The 19,857-nt window shown below is 63.2% G+C and carries 6 protein-coding genes; 5 read left to right on the plus strand and 1 reads right to left on the minus strand.

The features are described 5' to 3' along the window. Positions 1-699: 699 nt before the first annotated feature. On the plus strand, positions 700-13,005 hold the full coding sequence (locus H6650_18990) for a hypothetical protein (GenBank protein ID MCB8954095.1): 12,306 nt from the start codon (positions 700-702) through the stop codon (positions 13,003-13,005). A gap of 114 nt (positions 13,006-13,119) precedes the next feature. Here H6650_18990 and H6650_18995 read toward each other — a convergent pair whose 3' ends face one another. Then, entirely contained in the window at positions 13,120-14,244 is a 1,125-nt protein-coding gene (locus H6650_18995) for a hypothetical protein (GenBank protein ID MCB8954096.1), read from the minus strand. Between the two features lie 299 nt (positions 14,245-14,543). On the opposite strand from H6650_18995, the gene H6650_19000 reads away from it, so the two are divergent. The 4 genes from H6650_19000 to H6650_19015 all read left to right on the plus strand — a co-directional run bounded on the left by H6650_19000 (position 14,544) and on the right by H6650_19015 (position 19,751). Continuing rightward, a complete protein-coding gene (locus tag H6650_19000) occupies positions 14,544-15,809 on the plus strand; it encodes a hypothetical protein (protein MCB8954097.1) in 1,266 nt (421 codons plus the stop codon). A gap of 206 nt (positions 15,810-16,015) precedes the next feature. Further along, positions 16,016-16,663: a CpsD/CapB family tyrosine-protein kinase gene (locus tag H6650_19005; protein ID MCB8954098.1), complete on the plus strand. Its 648-nt coding sequence runs from the start codon at positions 16,016-16,018 to the stop codon at positions 16,661-16,663. A 209-nt stretch (positions 16,664-16,872) separates the two neighbouring features. Beyond that, entirely contained in the window at positions 16,873-18,609 is a 1,737-nt protein-coding gene (locus H6650_19010; GenBank protein ID MCB8954099.1) for a hypothetical protein, read from the plus strand. Beyond that, complete coding sequence (locus H6650_19015; GenBank protein ID MCB8954100.1) at positions 18,606-19,751, plus strand: DUF2029 domain-containing protein; 1,146 nt, start codon at positions 18,606-18,608, stop codon at positions 19,749-19,751. Before H6650_19010 ends, H6650_19015 begins: the two co-directional genes overlap by 4 nt. Positions 19,752-19,857: the final 106 nt, after the last annotated feature.

Consider the following 19,857-nt stretch of genomic DNA (forward strand, 5'->3'; position numbering starts at 1 on the left):
GCCCAGCAGCCGTTAACGAGGTGGATTGAAGGTAACTACTTGGAGATTGGACCAATTTCACCAGAGAAAATTGGTCCAACCCGGTTTAGCCGTTACGATTGTAGATAGCATGAAGATACCGCAAAATGCGCCCAGGCGGTAGTGATCGTTTTCGGATCGCCAGCCGCGTACACTGGAAACCATCTTTAGAATGATACAAAAACTCGGATCGGTGAGACTTTTTGCCGGCATCTTATGCTATAATCGCCATGCACAAACACCCGAATTATCACGTCTTTCTTTTGCGTCTGTGGCAAGAGACCCCCGATTCTCCCTGGCGCATCCTTTTGGAGAACGCGCACACGGGCGAACGGTGCGGTTTTTTGCGAATCTCCCAACTTACCGCGTTTCTTGGAGAACAGATGCAGCCAGACAACCCGCAAACCGACGCGCCAGGCGACACTCGCGTGCCACCTGCCTGACGCGCTATCTTCGTACATATTCACATCACAATTCGAAAAAGCTGCCCAGTCCCTACCATACATGCCTGATGCCGGCAAAATGGCGAATGACGATTGCGTCATTCGCCATTTCGCGGATTGACCCCGCGGACAGTCCGAAGCGCCGCCACCAACCACCGCCAACTACCCACTATCCACTGTCCACTGTCCACTATCCACTATCCACTATCCACTATCCACTATGCTCGAAGGAGACCCCATGCATACACAAGGACGGCGATACAAGCTCGTAACGATTGTACTCACCCTGGCAATCCTCTTCGGACTCTGGCCGCAGCGTGTCTGGGCCGGCATTCTTCACCCCACGAGCAACGCCGTTTATGCCGGCATCTCGCCCATCCCCCCTGACACCCCCCTCCTTGCGCAAACCCTGCCCCAACTCCCCGGCAACCTCCTCGGACCAGACGGGCAGCCCCAGGGCATGTTGTGGGACGCCAACGCCCTCACCGCCGCCCCCGCCACCGAACCCGACATCCTCAGCCGCCCCCTCGCCGTCTCCCGTGTGCAATCCACCTACGTCCCTGGCGGGACCATTGACAACACCCTCGTCCTCACCTTCACCGTCAGCAACAACCTGCCCCCCACCATCCTCCCCGACATTCCCGCCTCCGCCACCCTCACGGAAACGGCGGACATCCTGGCGACAATTGACCTTGCACGCGACCCTAACACCATCCACGATGTCATCCTGGCGGACACCCTCACCAACGCCGTCGCCTTCAGCGTTGCCAGCCATCCCCCGGCGCGCCAGGCGAACGCCCTCCTCTGGAACCTGGGCGACATCCCGCCGCAAACCAGCCGCGTGATCACCGCCGCCCTCACCCTCAACGGCTCCATCGCCGATTTCACGGACCTCGACGGTGGCGCCGCCGCCTACGGAGTTGTGCAAGGGCGCGCGGCGCAGGCGCAAACGGCTCCCGCCACCCTGGCCCCGGACAGCTTCGCCCCCTGGCTTATCTGGACGCCGGACGCGGACATCTACGATGAAGCGATGCTCACGCAGGCGGGCGAATTAGGCCAGACGCCCGCCGCCTTGTTTGCTTTTGTGCAGGCAGCCGGTTACGAGGCGTACCCAGGCTCCTTGCGGGGGACGCGGGGAACTTTGTGGAGCAATGCCGGCAATTCCCCCGACCAATCCAGCCTCCTCATCGCCATGCTCCGCGCCAGCGGCATCCCCGCCCGCTACCGCCACGGAACCCTGGACACCGCCGACGCCCAGGCCCTCATCGCCAGCATGTTTCCCACCCCCACCCAACTCCTGGGAACCATCCCCCCCGGCACGCCCACCAGCGACCCCCTCAACAACCCCGCCCTCATCGCCGAAGTGCGCGACCACTGGTGGGTAGAAGCCTACCTCCCCGGCAGCGGCTGGACCAACCTCGATCCCAGTTTCCCCGACGCCGCCATGGGCGACATCATCGCCGCCAGTTTCGCCAGCGACGGAACCGACCAGATCGCCGAACTCCCCGACGCCACCCGCCACAAGCTCCACCTCACCCTGCGCGTGGAGCAGTACAGCGTTTTCCCCTCTCCCCCAGACACCACCTTCCCCCTCGCCGCCACCTACAACATGGTCGAACTCGTGGGCAAGCCCGTCAACCTCGGCTTCTGGGTGGAAACGGAAGGGCAGGGTGGCCTCGTCTTCACCAACTACATCCACACCTACACCCCCTACTTCCGCCTGGGCACGACCTATCAACTCCAGGAAGGCACGCCCTTCCAGGACCTGATCACCAACTTCCCCCTCGCCTCCTATTTCACCACCGGACTCTGGCTGCAAGTGGAGCAAATCGGCCCCGACGGCAGCAGCGCCAGTTATGAACGCATCATCAAAGACATCATCGGCCCCGCCGCGCGCCAGGGCGGCGGCGTGGTCGAACTGCCCCCATTGGATGGCGCGCCCGTCATTCAGCAAGGAGACCTGGCCCAGATTCAGGCCGTGCCGCAAAGCTACGTCCCCCAGAGCGAAGCCACCCGCCTGCAAGCGGCCATCCTGGAACTGGCCCCCGATTGGGGGGCTTCCTATCAGGAAGTGAGCAGCCTGGACACGGATAACGCCACCCAGGTCACGGAGTACATCCAGCGCAACGGCAAAACCATCGAATCCGGCCAGATGCTCAGTCTGGAACTGCTGGGCACGCTCTTCAACGTCATCAGCAGCAACGCCACCCGCACCCTCGGCCCCGAAGGGATGCTGGTCAAGTCCTACCCCGACGCCGCCAAGCTGCTCCTCATGACCAGCACCTCCCTCACGGATACGGCCACCGTTACCTTTGAACTGCTGAACATCAAGGAACGCGCCATTCCTTATCCGGGGCAGGCGGAAAACGCCGCTTTCCTGGCAAACCTGAACCGCACCATGGAAGACAAGGGGCTGGAATATGCGTTGTTGAGCGAGGCGCTGGGCGAAACCACCTCCGCCTACGCCGTGATGGCCCAGGTCGCCGACGACAACGCCCCCTTGAGCCTGATCAACGCCTACAACCTGGAGCTTTTGCAGGGCATTGACATCCCCGCCGACGCCAAAGCCCTGATCACCACCGCCGTGAACGAGGGCAAGACGGTCTTTGTGCCCAGCGATCCCGTCATCATCAATGGGCAGCACGCTGTTGGTTGGTTGGAAGTGGAAGCGGACGGCAGCGCCAGCTTCGTAGACCAATATGGCCGCCGCGCCTCTGCCGTGGAAGAAGGGTTCTTCAGCAAACTGGCAAAAGAACTGGCGGCGAAAGTCGGCGGCTTCTGGGCCGGCGCCATCTTCGTCATGTTCACCTTCCTGAATTTGATTCTGCTCAATATCGATTCCTTCCTGGAAGGCAAGTGGGCTACCGCCGCCAAACTGGGCATTATCCTGGTGGACACGATTGCCCTGGGTATTGCCTTTTGTGAGGGTTTGCAGCCGCCGGATGCCAGCGCCAGTTGTCTCTTAGCCATCAGCGCCTTTGCTTCGCTGCTAGGGCACGCCATCATCATAGGCTTGTTGGCGGGCGACCCCACATTTGATGATGGCTGGCTGGCTCCGCCGCATCTCCCGTCCGCCCAACCGCGGGCGCAGCGCGCTCTGGCGGTTTCGCCCACCTGGGGTGGGGGCGTGGCAGCCGCGAACGTGGACACAACGCACGTCACCGGCTATGGCGCGGTCTTCGCCACCTGGAGCGACAACGTGGCGCATGGTCTGACGGCGGACACGCTCACCGCCGCCAGTGCCGATTTGTATGATGCGGGCGGCGCGCTGTTGGATGCCGGCATTCTCTCCCTCACCACCCCCGCCCCCGCCAGCCTCACCGGCCAACCCCTGTCCATCACCCTGGTCGGCAGCGGCTCGCAAACCTTCTCCGCCGCCGCCGCCACCGGCCTCCGCGCGGGCACGGAATGGATCAGCTACACCGCCGCCCTCTCCGCCACCACGCCTTACACCTTCACCCTTTTTGACGCCGCCGTGACCATGAACGACACCGCTTACTACAGCGGCACGCTCACCGCCGTGGTCACGGGAGACAGCCAGGTGGAGGGAGCAGGACAGAGCCTTGTGCCGGCATTTGCCGGCACAACCATCTTCCAAACCACCAACGCCAACCTCAACCTCGGCCCCCTGAGCGGCGTCCTCACCCTCGATGGCAGCCCCATTGCCGCCGCCAATGGCCTTGGCGTGGTCGGCTTCAGCGGCCCCGTCACCGTCGGCGCCGGCGGCACCAGCACCCAGGTCGCCTTTAGCGGCGCGGCGGACCTCTTCACCCTCGACCTGGACGCGCCCGCCGCCATCATTTTGCCCACCGAAACGGCCACCATCACCCCCACCATCTCCGCCAGTTTCGGCGGCGCATTCACCCTCACCGTGGAAGCGCCCGCCGGCTGGGTCGTGGACATCACCCCTGCCGGCGTGATCACGGCCGCGCCACCCGCCAACATCGTGGACGGCGATTACACCCTCTGGGTGTCCGCGCAGTCGGCGCAGGCCCCGGACCTGTTCGTGACCGCCTTGCGGCAAGTGACGGTTCCCGCCGTGGACGATCTCAGCCTGACGGTGACGCCGGACCCGCTGCTGACCGTGCCCATGGGACCGGTGGCGGACGCCGACGCGGACGTGCCCGTGTTGGGCGGGCACGTGCCCAACGGGCAGGCGGAAATCAACGGCGCGGCGTTTGCCATTGACCTGAGCAATCTCTCCACCGCCGCGCACACCTATGACATGGCCGTCGTCGGGCTGCCCGCCGGTTGGACCATCCTCAGCGACGTGGGGCCGGCGACCAACACCAGCCTGGCGCTGCCGCCGGGCGGGGCTGGGCGGCTGGGCCTCTACGTTTCCCCCACCGCTGCCGAATTGCTGCCGCCGGGCGACACCTACGTGGGAACTGTCACGGCCACGGCGCAAGACAATCCGGCGCTGACGGCTACGGACACCTTCACCTTCACCATGCCCGGTTTGGCCTTCCCCTACCCGGAACTCCTGCCGCAAGACGCACACGCCGCCCCGGACACCGTGGCGGAATTGACCTTGCGCCTGACCAACGTGGGCAACGTGGCCGGTTCCTTCCCCTACACCACCACCGTCTATCCCGTTCTGTTCGACACCTCGCCCCTGACCGACACGTTGATCCTCGCCGGGCAAAGTGGCGGCACGCCGTTGCTCCTCCCCGGCGGCGACGTCACGCAAACGGTGGCGATTTCCACGACCGGCCTGGCCCTGGGCGACCAATACTTTGTGAAGGCGGAGAGCGCGGCGGGTGACTATTTGCCCGCGGCGCACGCGATCATCACCATCGTCAGCCCGAACAGCGACCCCATCTACGACGCGGGGGATGACCTGGCCTTCTGCGCCGCGGATGAGGACATCGGCGCGGCGGTGACGGCGCTGGCGGAAGGGATTGACCAGTTGGAGACAAGCTGCGCGGCGGGCGCTTGCTCGCCGGCGCACCGCGACCAGGTAGTCGCGACGGCTGAGGCGGCGGCGGACCTGGTGGATGCCCGCTTTGGCGGGCAGGCGGATACGGCGGCGCTGCGGGTGGCGGCGGATACTTTGGCGGGAGAGACGGATGATGCCGGCATTCAAGCCGCCATCCCCCTCATCACCGCCGCCATCCCGCCCCTCGCCGACCGCGTCTGCCTCCTCAGCCAATACGTCCCCGCCCTCACCTGGACCCCCGGCTACAACGCCGCCCTCCCCGGCCAGGTCGTCAGCTATACCCTGGACGTGGACAACCTCGGTTCCATCACCACCACCTACGCCGTCACCGTGGCGCTACCCGGCGGCTCCGACACCTTCAGCACCAACCTGCCTCCCGCCGGTCGCGCCAGCGCCACCTATCCCGTCAATCCGGGCGCGTTGGGGCTGTATAGCCTGGCAGCAACCGCCGCCGTCACGGGCGTGCCCGACCTGGACCTCTCCCTGAGCGCGTCGGCGCGCTTGAACGTGGTGGATCGCTTCGTGCAGGTGACGTCAGTGACGGCTGACCCGCCGTTCGTGGAAACGGGGGTCAGTTCCACGACGCTCAGCGTGGAGGTGGCGAACATCGCCGGGCTGCCGCTGTCCGCCGTGGCTCATGCGCAGGTGTTGGCGCCCACGGGGGCGGTCAGCTACACGACGGATGCGCCGCTGTTGGTGGGCGTGGGCGACCCACAGGCGTATGGTTTGGGTACGGTAGAAACGTCGGGATGGAATGCCGGCATCTACACCATCACCGTCACCCTCCGCAACCCGAACGACAGCAACCTCATCCCCAACGGCACAGGCTATGGCTACTTCTCCGTCGGGCAGGCCCTTATCCCCAGTCTTGCCGCCATCCCCAGCCTGCTTCCCCCCGGAACCGTCACCGTCACCACCTACGTCACCACTGAACTACATGTGGACATCTTCGGCGACGCCCCCCTCCCCTACGCCCCCTGGTCCCCCACCGGGCTGCGCAGCCTGCCCGATGGGTACGTCGAAACCGGCGCCCCGCTGCCGGACGAGGCCGCCCACGAACGCCGTGGCCCCCAACCCGCCCCCGCCGACCCCGACGGCGGCAGCCCTGCCGCTGCCCCCCTCGCGGACCCGCCCATAACGGTTGGGGAACGGAACGACCTCGCCGACGAAACGCCGCTGTTGCCCGCCGTCTACAGCGGCAACGGCATCACGCGCACCGAAGACACCGACGCGGCCATCATCTTCACCGGAACCTGGAATAACATCAACTCCAGCCGCGCCAGCGGCGGAACCGCCCGCCGCTCCGACGTGGCCGGCAACAGCGCCAGCTTTACCTTCGTCGGTGACTGGGTGGGCGTGGGTTTCGCTGCCGGCAGTTCCAGCGGCGAAGCGGAAATCTTCATTGACGGCGTCAGCCAGGGCGTCATTGACCTCTATCGCAACAACGACATCGCCGTCAACGTCGCCTACGCCAATCTGGTCAGCGCCACACACACCATCTCCGTCTCCGTCTTGGGCACGCGCAATCCCTTCGCCAACAACGAATACGTCAACCTGGACTTCTTCGACACCTGGGATGGCACGCTGATGGCCGACGGCTCCTTCGAGCAGGATAACCCCCGCGTTTTCCGCAGCACCAATTGGAGTACGGTCAACAACGTGGTCGCCAGCGGCGGCAGCTATATGCGCTCCACGATTTCCACCGCCTGGTTCCCCTTCACCGGCGACTCCGTCACCTACCAGGCACTGGCCTACAGCGGCGCCGGCGTAGCCCGCGTCTTCCTCGATGGCAATTTCCTCACCTATTTCGACCTGTACAGCCCCACGACAATCACCCGCACCTTCTCCCTGCAAAACCTGGGCATGGGGCCGCACGTGCTACAAGTGAGCAGCTACCACGGCTATACCACCGTGGACCGCTTTGTCACGCCGGGCGAGCCGCCTTTCTACCCGCCGCCCGCCCCCACGGGGGTGATCCGCGCCGAGGAGGACGATCCTGCTATCCTTTACAACGGCGTCCCCTTCACGCAAACGGCCACGACCTGGGCGGACATCAACACCACCATGTCTAGCGGTAGTTACCATCACCGCTCCACGACTGCCGGCGACACGGCCAGTTTCACCTTCGATGGAACCTGGGTGAGCGTGGGCTTCGCTGCCGGCACAGCCAGCGGCGAGGCGGAAATCTTCATTGACGGCGACAGCCAGGGCGTGGTTGACCTTTATCGTCACGATGATACGGACGTGTCCTTCACGTTCGACAACTTGATCAGCGCCACGCACACCATTTCCGTCTCCGTCTTGGGCACGAAGAACCCGCTTGCCAGCCAGGCGCGCGTCAACCTGGATTACTTCGAGGTCTGGGACGGCACGCCGATGGACGACGGTGCCTTTGAGGAAGACAACGCTCGCGTCTGGCGCAGCGGCGGCTGGTCCTACGTCAGCAACGCGGCGGCCAGCGGTGGCCAGTATCTCCGCTCCACCACCGGCGTGGCCTGGCTCCCGTTCACGGGCGACTCTTTCACTTATCAGGCGCTGGCCTACAGCAGTGCCGGCACGGCCCAACTCTATCTCGATGGCGTCTACCTGACGGACTTCGACCTCTACTCCCCCACTACCGTCACGCGCACGATCTCCTTCGAAAACCTGGGCGACCGCCCGCACGTGCTGCAAATCCACAGCTACCGCGGCTACACCACCATTGACCGCCTGCTCACGCCCGGTCAGCCCCCCTTCTTCACCCCACCGGATCGGAGTGGCGTCTCCCGCTACGAGGAAGACGACCCCGCCATCCTGTATAACGGCGTGTCCGTGACGCGCACCAGCACCAGTTGGAGCCTCGTCAGCAGCGTCAGCGCCAGCGATGGCTACTTCCTACGCTCCAGCACCGCCGGCGACGCGGCCAGCTTCACCTTCAATGGATCGTGGGTGGGCGTCGGCCTCGCTGCCGGCACGGCCAGCGGCGAAGCGGAAATCTTCATTGACGGCGTCAGTCGGGGCGTCGTTGACGCCTATCGCGCCACGGATACGGCTATCAGCTTCTACTACGACGACCTGATCAGCACCACGCACACCATTTCCGTTTCCGTCCTGGGCACGAAAAACCCGCTTTCCACCCAGGCGCGCGTCAACGTGGACTTCTTCGACGCCTGGGATGGCACGGCCATGCCCGATGGCGTCGTCGAGGGCGTGCTAGACGTGGGCGGGCGCATCTGGCGCGGCAGTTCGTGGGCGGAAGCGGCCAGCCCGGAAGCCAGCGAAGGGGCCTACATCCGCAATGGGCAGGAGCTGTGGTTCCCGTTCACGGGGGACGCCATCAGCTATCGCGGCCTGGCCTTCACCGGCGCGGGCAACGTGCGCGTCACCATTGACGGCCAGTTTATCACCAACTTTGACCTATACAGCCCCGCCACCATCAGCCGCACCATCTCCTTTGACGGCCTGGGCGACGGGCCGCATGTGCTGCAAGTCTCCAACTACCGCGGCAACGCCAACGTGGACACCTTCATCACGCCCGGCAGCGGCCCCTTCTTCACGCCGTCCTCCTCCGATGGGCTGGTGCGCTACGAAGAAGATCACCCCGCGCTGCGCTTCAACGGTGTCCCCATCGCGCAAACGGCGTCTTCCTGGAGCGGCTCCTATGCGGCCACACGCGCCAGTCGCGGCTACGTGGCCCGTAGCAACACGCTCAGCGACACCGTCAGCCTCACCTTCGCGGGCACATGGGCCGGTTTGGGCTTTGTCACGGCTACCAGCAGTGGCTATGTGGAAGTGCGCCTCGACGGTGTCAGTCGGGGCATTGTGGACACCTACAGCGCCACCAACGACGTGACCGAGGTGTACTACAGCGGTCTTGTTTCCGGCACGCACACGCTGGAGGTGATTGTGTTGGATGATGCCAACCCCAGTGCCGGCAACACCTACGTTCACCTGGACTACATTGACGTCTGGAACGGCGTGGATGAGGCGGATGGCTGGTACGAGGCGGACCGCACCTACGCGGACAACGACCGTGTGGATATGAGCGCCGATTGGGATATCGTTAACGATGTGGGCGCGCGCGGTGGGGCGTTCTGGGAAGATGGCAGCAACGCCTGGTTCCGCTTCACGGGGGAGGCGGTGACGGTGCGTGCCTTTGGGCATGGCAATGACGCCGCCAGCGCCCAGGTGTGGATTGATGGCGTGGATTATGGCGTGCTGGACCTGAACTACGAGTGGACGCGCTCGCCGCTGGTGTTCCATTACACGGGGCTGGATGCGGGACCGCACGTGCTGCGCTTCCAGGGGTTCACGAAACCGGGGTTGGATGCGTTTGAGGCGAATCCAACGGCGTTTGATCCCGGCGTGCCGTTGGTGGAGTGGGCGGATGTGGACATCACGGGTGCGGTGCTGAACACGGCAGTGGCCGGCGACATCAACGGTGATGGCGTGACGGAACTGGTGAGTACGTCCAGCAATGGCACGATGTATGTGTATCGCGGGGATGGGCAAGATGCCGGCACAGGTTCTCCCCTCATCTGGAGCGTGGCCCTCGGTGGCGAGCCGGACAGCGCCGCCCTCGCCGACCTCGACGGGCAGGCGGGCAGCGAAATCGTCGTCGGCAGCCCCACCGGCCTCTACGCCTTCCACGCCGACGGCTCCCTCTACTGGTTCACCAACGCCGTCAAAAGCACCTGGCGGGCCATCTCCATCGGCAACCTGGACGACGATCCCGAACCGGAAATCGTTACCACAGGTCAGAACTGCCCCTGCGTGATCGAGCCGGATGGCTCCGCCGTCACCTGGCGTGGCACGTTCAACTACCCGCTCACGCCCAACCTGGCCGACCTCACCGGGGATGGCCGCCTGGACATCCTCACCGGGTCGGGCAGCACGCTTTACCTCTACGACACCAGCACCAACCCGCCCACCCTGGCCTGGTCCACCACCCTCCCCGCCACCATTGACGGACGCGGCACGCCGGCCATCGCCGACGTAGACGGGCAGCAGCCCGGCGGTGACGATGGTCCGGAAATTGTCGTGGTCAGCAGCGGGGCCATTCACCTGTTGGACGCTGATGGCACGGAGTTGTGGTCCTACGCGACGGCGGCGGGTGCGCCCGGCGGCGTTTCCATCGCGGATACCGATGGCGATGGCGAAGTGGAAATCATCGCCAGTGCCCAGGTGGATGGCGGCACGCTGTACGCGCTCAACGCGGATGGCACGCTGCTATGGAATGCGCCCGCGGTCGATACCACCTCGGCCAACTCCGTTTCTGTGTTGGACCTGGATGGCGATGGGGTGTGGGAAGTGGTCTGGAATGGCTTTAACCAGGGCTTGACCGTCTTCCGCGGCAGCGACGGGGCGATTCTGTTCAATGAGCCGCTGATCAACTCCACCACGCGCATTGACTACCCGATTATTGCCGACGTGGACGGAGACGGCGCGGCGGAGATCGTCACCAACGACGACCAGGGCTTCTACGTGGTGGGTTTCGACCCGGTGTGGGCGCCGTCGCGCCCGCTGTGGAACCAGTACAACTACGCGATCACCAATGTGGGCGATGACTTGAGCGTGCCACCGACGGAGCCGCCAAGCTGGCTGGTACACAATACGTACCGCACGCAGACGCCGTTGAACACGGTTCTGCCGGCATATCAAGTCACCATCACCCACACCGCATCCATCACCGGCGTCCACGTCCTCTCCGACACCTTCGTCATCTCCCCCACCATTGCCGGGCAAGATTACGCCTGGGGCTACACGCAACGCTGGTACGAAGCCAACCGGGGCAACCGGTTCGACGCCGTTCTGCCGGACATGACCCCCGGCGAACTGCGCCAGATCAGCGAAGGCACGGAAGTCGTCTACCGCCTGCCCAGTGGGCGCAACCACCTCACCCTGCCGCCGCTGTTCGTCAGCGCCCTGCACATCATCGCCGTGGCCCCGCCCACGAGCACCGTCTCCCCCGGCGGCAGCGCGACCTACACCGTCACCCTCACCAATCCCGCCGCCACGGCGGACGTTTATGCCCTCTCCCTGGCGGGATTGCCGCCGGAGTGGGTGGCGCTACCCGCCAGCGTGAACATGCCCGCCAACAGCGTGGTGGACGTGCCGCTGGTGGTGCAACCGCCGGTGACGGCGGCAGACAGCGCGCATCTGTTCGTGGTCAGCGTGGTCAACATTGGCGGCGGGCAGGACGAGGCGGGGGCGGCGCTCACTGTGAGCGACGGCCTCGACCTGACGCTGGACCCACCCGCCCGCTACGCGGTTCCCGGCCAGGTGGTCAGCTATTCCCTCACCCTCACCAACCGCCTGGATACGGCGCAGACGGTGGACCTGAGCGCCGTGGGCGCACCCGTCGTGGTCCTTCCCGGACCGGTGGCGCTGGCGGCGCAGGCCACGACGACGCTGCCCGTCTGGGTTAGTGGCCCCGTGCCCGGCCCGTTCTCCTTTAGCGTTAATGGCGTGAGCCAGGAAACGGGGGCGACGGACGGCGACAGCGCGGTGCTGCATGTGGTGGGCGAGAAGCAGGTGGATGTGGCGATTACGCCGGCCAGCGCCAGCGGCGGCGTGGCGTCGCCCATCCCGTACACGGTGACGGTGACGAACCTGGGCACGGTTGCGGATTCGTATGCGTTGTCGGTGATTGTGCCGGCAAATTGGAGCTACGAACTGACGGCGAACAACGTACCCGTCACCGGCCTCACCCTGACGCCCTACCTCTTCAACAGCGCCGACTTGTCGCTGGTGGTCACGTCCCCGGCGGGCGCGGCTCCCGGTGGCTACCCGCTGAGCGTGACGGCGGTGTCCACCTCCCATGCGGATGTGTCCGATACGGATAATGCTACGGCGGTGCTGACGACGCTGGGGGTGGATATTGCCATTCTGCCCACAGCGCAAACGGTGCTGAATCCGGGCGATCCGGGAAGTTGGCAGGTGCAGGTGACGAATATGGGGTCGGTGGGGGATACGTATGGATTGGCGAGTGCCGGCATTTTTGCCCCCTACGCCACCTTCACCCCCGACACCGTCACCCTGGCCCCCGGCGCATCCCAGACCGTACAACTAGACACCACTCCCCTCTACTTCCCCCTGGCGCAGACCTACCAACTGCACGCCATCGCCACCTCGGCCACCGACGCCCAGGTGCAGGACGCCGACCAGACCCCCGTCACCTTCCTCGGCAGCGTGAACGTAGACGTGGCCTGGGATCCGCCAGAACAACTCGTAGACGAGATCATCCCCGTCTCCTACATCCTGGTAATCACCAACACCGGCAACCTGCCCACCACCTACGACATAGCCGGCGCGTTTGGCCTGCTGCAAGCACAGGTGATCCCCAATGTGATCACCCTCGCCGCCCACGACTCCGCCAACCTCCTCGTCACCGTCATCCCGCCAGACTATGGCGTCTACACCTTCGACGGCACAGCCACCGCCGGCTCCGTCAGCGACAGCGATACGGCGCTACTGGAAGTGGCCGAACCGACCGTCATTCAGTTGCAGACGGGCGCGACGGGCGTACCGGACGCGGCCCCGACGTTGTGGGGCGGACTCTTCGCCCTGCTACTGGCGGCCACCTGGCTTACCTTCCGCCGCCGCCGCGTCGTGAAAACCCATTAGCGTAGGGGCGAGACAGGCGGGAGACAACGGGTTGAGTTCACTGAAAAAACCGGGTTTTTCGAGTGTCCGGCCGAAATTACCAGAGTGGGTGAGACCACAGTTAATCGTGGTCGGTTAACACCATCGATTTATCAGTTCTAGCAACGCTTTAGAAGGCCGCCCACGTTGCTTGGGTGGTGTCCAACGCGGTGGTGGCACACGATACATTAACAATTCATCGACTGTCCAGATGTGGTCTGTCAATCCCGCTGCGATAGCTGGCGTGCGCGGCACCCAACGATACCCCCTTTCGCCCACAGACAGACGACAACGCAAAGAGCGATGGGGGTCGCAAAGGTTGTACAAACACCCTGTGACATACATACCCACCGTTAAGGTCGCCGTTTGTTGCGCCAGATGCCGCGTGCGCCGGCCCAACCAGCTTAGGCGAGAGCGGAAGGTGGCATTGAGCCGCTCAATGAAAGCGGTATTGATAACACCCACTCCATTTTGCGTCGTGGCAATCAGCTTCTCTACCTGTTGCGGGTCACCCTGAGCCACTCGTCGTTCAACCTCCAGTCCAGATGGCAGACGCCGTTTGATGACTTGCACGATAGCCACTTCGGACCAGGCGTGCCATTGACAACGACCTGGCTGCCCCCAGCGGGGCAACTTGCTGCGGAAACTGCGGCCAAAGGCTTTGACGTAGCCGGGCAAGCCATCCACCGCCAACAACAACGGACGACACAAGGCCATTTGGCGCACCTTGTCCGTCAGGCTTTGCAGCAAGCGCTTATCCCGTCGCGGGCTGATGACGCCACCTAACCAGAGTCGGGTGGATACCATCATCGCCAACGCCATCCACACCGAACCGCCTTGTACCTTGACTTTGATTTCATCCGCTTGCACTTGTTGCAAGTCCAGTGGCTGGCTGGCAATGACCGCTTCATGGACATGTGCGCAATGCACACCCGCTCGTTGCCACCAATTCTTGACCGTGCGCTCATCAAACCCAAAGGCTTTGACGATGGCCTGGACGGGACAGCCATACGCCAGCAAGACGATGACCCACATCACTATTTGCGGGTCGGTGCGCAAGCGATAGAACAATGTCCCTTTGCTGACGGCAAATGTTGTGTTGCAGACATGACAATGACATCGCTTTTCTTTTTGGCTATGGACGGTGATATTGCCTTCACCCCGTTGTCCTCTAGCCGGACAGTCGATATTAGGGCAAAATAGTTGTTCTGGATTCATCATGTCTCCTACTGATTTCGGTTCTGCAAAACTTACCAGTATGCATGATGAATCCTTTTTTGCAAAATTGGCCGTTTTTGACGGTCAACCACGATTTACTGTGGTGCTACCCCAGAGTGGTTCATGTGTAAAAACCCGGTTTTTGGCCTTTTTTCAGTAGAGTCACGGGTTGGTCATTAACAAATCCATTAACGGATGCGCCCTCCTGGAGGGATGCGCCGGAAGGTTTTCGCGTTAAAATTGGGCTTCGTCTTTCCAGCCCGTCTGGAACGGCGCGAAATTCAGGCGAAGAGTGATTTTTGATGACAAAGATTAGCGAAAGCATCCCCCTTTCCCTGGACACGCTGCTGCTGCTGCTGCTGCTGCTGCCACATCTGTGGTTCAATCCGGTGAGTAACGCCCTGTTGGTGTTGGGGATGGTCGTTTACGTGGCGCTGGACATGGCGTTTCCGCGGGCGGAGGAGGTGGGCGGCGTGGTGGCGCGGTGGCTGTACCTGGCGCGGCTGACGATTGTGCTGCTGGCGGTGGTGATGGCGGTGGCGCTGCCGGCAGGTCTCAACATCATGCAGCGGTTGCAGGAAGGGCCGGCCACGCACGCCCACGATGGTTTGATTCAGACAGAGGAGGCGGTGAAGTTCCTTCTTGCGGGCAAAAATCCCTACACCGAGGATTACGTCAACACCCCCATGGCCGACTTCCCCGGACGTGAACCGCCGTTAACCACCGCCCCCCTCTACCACAATGCCTACCTCCCCTTCCTCTTCATCCTTTCCCTCCCTTTTTACAAACTCAGTCAGGCCGCCTGGGGTTGGTACGACCAGCGATTTGTTTACCTGCTGGCCTTCTTTCTCATTCTGCTGCTGCTGCCCCAGTTTGCCCGCCAGCCGCGACGCAAGCTGGCGCTGCTGACGGCCTTTGGCCTCAACTTCCTCTTTGATTTTTACCTGGCGGATGGGCGTAATGACGTGGTGGTGCTGGCCGGGCTGGTGTTGACGACGTTCCTCCTGCTGCGGGGCCGCATCACTATTTCCGCCATCATCCTCGGCTTTACGTTGATGGTGAAGCACTCCGCCTGGTTCTTCCTTCCCTTCTATTTCTGGTATTTGCTGCCCGATGGCCTCAGTTGGCGTGGACTGCGCAACTTGCTGCGGCAAACGTGGCCGATGGCCGCGGTCGTGGCGGCCATTCTGTTGCCGTTTTTGCTCTGGGACGCGCGCGCCTTCGTGGATGACACGGTACTATACATCACCGGGTCCGGCCCGGATAGTTTTCCCATCAAGGGATGGGGATTCAGTACGCTGCTGTTGGCATTGGGCATGATTCCCGTGGCGGAGTCGGCGTTTCCCTTCGGCCTATTTGAGCTATTATTGGGGCTGCCCGTGTTGTTCTGGCTCTTGCGGCGACAGCGAGGGGCGAATGAGTTGTCAAACGTCTGGATGGGGTACGCGCTTTTCTCCTTCACGGTGCAGTATTTTTCCCGTTTTTTTAGTGACAACTACTTCATTTTCATCCTACAGGCCCTCATTATCGCCTTATTCATGAACGAGCAAGCACAAGGCGGCGATTAACGTAACAAACGATCTGATCCGTTGTCCGCGAACAATCGCCTATTGCTAACGGGTGTGTTTCAAATGGGTTGCTCCGGCTGCCCGCGCCGTAGGACAATTTGCCTAAATTGTCCCTTCACGGCGGCGGACAATTCGGCGAATTGTCCTACAGCAAGCAACAGTCAACTAAGATGAAACACGCCCATTGCCAACTTAAGGAATAACTTATGAACTTGATTACGCTGACTGACCCCCGTTCCCCGGCATCTGAAGCCTACCGCCGGTTGCGTACCAACCTCTCCTTTTACAGCCTGGACCACCCGATTCGCAGCCTGGTGGTGACTTCGCCCATGCCGGACGAAGGAAAGAGTACCACGGCGGCGAACCTGGCGGTGACGATGGCGCAGAGTGGCCGACGAACGATTCTGGTGGACTGCGACTTGCGCCGCCCGGCGCTGCATACGCTGTTGGGGCTGCCAGGTGAGCCGGGCCTGACGAATCTGGCGTTGGGGGAGATGTCGGAGCCACCGCTGCGGCAGACGAGTGTGGAGAATCTGTTGCTGCTGCCCGCCGGTCCCGTGCCGCCGAACCCCGCCGATCTGCTGGGGTCGAAGATGATTGATCGCGTGATTGCCGCGCTAATGGAGCAGGCGGACTTTGTTTTGTTCGATGCGCCGCCGGTGCTGGCGGTGACGGATGCGACGGTGCTGGGGGCGAAGGTGGATGGGGTGATGTTGGTGATCAGTGCCGGCAAAACCCGCCGAGACCACGCCATTCGCGCCAAAGAACTCCTGGAAACCGCCAACGTGCGCATCATTGGCGCCACCCTCACCAATGCGCCCCAGGATGCCGGCGTCGGAGACTATTACGGTTAGGGCCAGGGCAGTGGCGTTTTTGGAGTGGAGGCTTTAGCCGGCCATCTGGCTTGACCCGGCTAAAGCCGCGACGCCGATCACCCTATGCGGATTTCGCCAGACTCGAGTTAAGGATTGGCGATAGACATAGAAAAGCGTAGTCTGCTAATCCGCCGCCGTAACGACTTAAAGCTCTCATCTCCGTGTATGCCATGAGGAACGATGCCGCCATGCCTCCCCGCCGTGCCGCGTTCGTGGAAACGCTCCTGGTGGGCGGACTATACCTGCTGCTGACGGCGTTCCTCAGCCGGGGGATGTGGTCGGCGACGCGGCCGGTGCTGGTGGGGTTCGACAATGACGTGTACATCAATCCGTGGGCGGATTGGTGGACGGAGAAGGCGCTCACGGACCCCGACCTGTCGTTGTGGCATACAGATTACCTTTTTTATCCACGGGGGGCGGACCTGACGTACCATAGTTTTAGCCACCTGAACACGGCTGTTTCCCTGCTGCTGCGCCCATTGCTGGGGCGGATCAGGGCGTATAATGTGGCGATTTTGCTGAATTATCCACTGGCGGCGCTGGCGATGTACCAGCTTGCCCGTTATTGGACTGGATCGCGGCGGGCGGCGGTGATTGCCGGCATTATCTTCGCCTTCAACTCCCACAGCCTTTACCAGAGCTGCCACCCCGTCCTCGTCAGCATCTGGTGCTTCCCCTGGACCACCCTCTACCTCCTGCGCGCCCTGCGCGAAAACCGCCCGCGCCTGGCCGCCGTCGCCGCCATCTTCGTCTTCCTCGGCGCGGCAACAAGCACCATCCTTCTGTTCATGCTCATCCTTTGGAGCGGATTCCTCCTCCTCTACCTCCTGCTGGCGCGGGAATGGTCCCGCTCCTGGTGGCGTATCCTGCTCATCTACGTCGCCCTCAGTGGCCTGCTCGTGCTGCCGTTGACCGCGCACCAATTGGCGCAAGCCTTCGGCGCGGGCAACACCAACTTCCTCATCTCCCCCCTCAATTCCATCGTTTCCGACCTGATCGCCCCGCTGCTGCCGCACTGGTTCGTCTGGCTCAAGCGCGGCCTCTATTTCGGCATCATTCCGACCGCTCTGGCCTGGCTGGCGCGCAAGCAGTCGCCGCGCAGCCGCCTCTGGTACTGGCTCCTGCTGGTCGCTTACCTCTTGGGCATTGGTCCCGTGCCGACCTTGCTGGGCAGCAACCTGAACGTGGTACTGCCGTGGTCCACCATCCTGGTGCCCATCCTGCGCAACACCTATCGCTTGAATATCCTGTTGGGACTGGCGCTGGCGATGCTGGCAGCGTTGGGGTGGCAGACGTTGCAGCAGCAAATACGGCAGCCGCGTCTGGCCTGGGTCGTGTGGGGCGTGACGCTGCTGCTGTTGGGCGCCGATTATCTGCCGCTGCCCATGCCCCGCGCGCCGGCGCAAGTGTCTGAGTTTTACACAACCTATCTGGCGGACGTGCCGGCAGATGTGCCTCTGGCGACGCTGCCCGTGGGGCGGCAGGTGGACAAATACTACTTGTACTATCAGACGTATCATCAGCATTCGATTACTGGCGGGGTTATCTCTCGTGCCGGCATAAACACCTTCGCCTTCATTGACAACAATCCACTGCTGGCGGCCAGTCGCCTGGACGATGGTCGTCCCCTGCCTACGCCGGCGGCGGCGCGTGCGGGTGTGGAGCAGTTAGCGCGCCAGGGGGTTGGCTTCCTGGTGATTGCGCGCACTGCCGTGCCGCTGGAACCGGCGGATTACGAGTTTGACGCGGCGGCGTGGGAGAAGCTGATCCCGCTGCCGCCGGTGTTTGCGGATGCGTATCTGGTGGCTTATGATCTGCGCCCGTTGGCAACGACGATCCACGAAAATGGACGACAAACTGCCGGCGGGCAACGCTTTTCGGGCGAGCGGCTGGCTCGTCCGGCGAGGTATGGGAGGGCGTATTGAGTCGATTGAAAATGCCGGCACGCATTCTCTTCGTCACACTGCTGGCGGCGGGCGTCGTCTGGCTGCATTGGCGGTTTGTCGTCACGCCGCTGGATTATGCCAACAAAGACTTCATGAGTCTGTGGACGGGGGGCAAGGCATTGTGGCGCGGCCTGAACCCGTATGATCCCGCCGTTTGGGGACCCCTGCGGGCCGAATATGGCAGCCGTTGGTTCCCAGACCCGCGCGCGCCCTTTCCCTTGTGGACATTTCTGTTGACGGCTCCGTTTGCGCTGCTGCCGCTGCCGTGGGCGGCGGCGGCCTGGCTCACGTTCGGGGAGGGGCTGCTGGCGCTGAGTCTGTTCTGGCTGTTACGGGAGCGGGAGCGCGCCACGCTCGCGCCGGTGGACCTGGGGTTGCTGGTGGTGGGGGCGTTTCTCTCGCCGGCCACGATCCTGGCGTTGATTAACGGGCAGTTGACGTTTGTGCTGCTGGCGTGTCTGGCGCTGGGCGTGGTTTATGCGGGGCGAGGGGAGGAGGGGCGTGCCGGCATTTTCCTCGCCGCCATCCTCCTCAAACCCAACCCCTTCATCCTCTTCGCCCCCCTGTTGGGATTATGGCTCCTTTGGCAACGGCGCTGGCGCACCATCGCCGCCGCCCTGCTCACCACCATTGTCCTGTTCCTCATCACCTGGCTCATTCAACCCGGCTGGCTCTTCGACTGGCTGAATGTCACCGAAAAAGCCGCCGTCGTCACCATCACGCCCACCCTCTGGGGACTGGCGGCGGAGTGGGGCGGGTCCGCGTGGTGGCTGGTGGGGCTGCTGCTGACCATCGCGCTCACCGCCGGCGTGGGGCTGGCCGTTTTTCGCCCGCCGCGCCTGCCGGATGCCGCCGTTTATGCGCTGGCGTTGGCGGCCTCCCTGTTGGTGACGCCCTACGTCTGGACGTATGAACATGTGTTGCTTTATTTGCCCTGGACGGCCTGGTATGCGCGTCAGTCCAGCGCCGGGCGCGCCCGTTTGGGCTGGCTGGCGCAGACGTTGCTCGTGCCCTGGGTCGTCTTTTTGCTGGCGGTGGTGCGCGTGAATGATGTGTATGGTTTGGTTGTGCCGCTGCTGACGTTGTTGGTGGAAGTGGGAGGTATGAGGTATGAGGTATGAGGTATGAGGGGAGTCGTAGGGTTTGCGTTTTGCCGGCATTTCCATGTGGTGATACTCTCAGGGGGAAGGTAGAAGGGTGAGGGCGGAAGGCAGAAGGATGCGCCTC

Source organism: Ardenticatenales bacterium, from assembly GCA_020634515.1.
Classification (GTDB): Bacteria; Chloroflexota; Anaerolineae; order Promineifilales; family Promineifilaceae; genus JAGVTM01.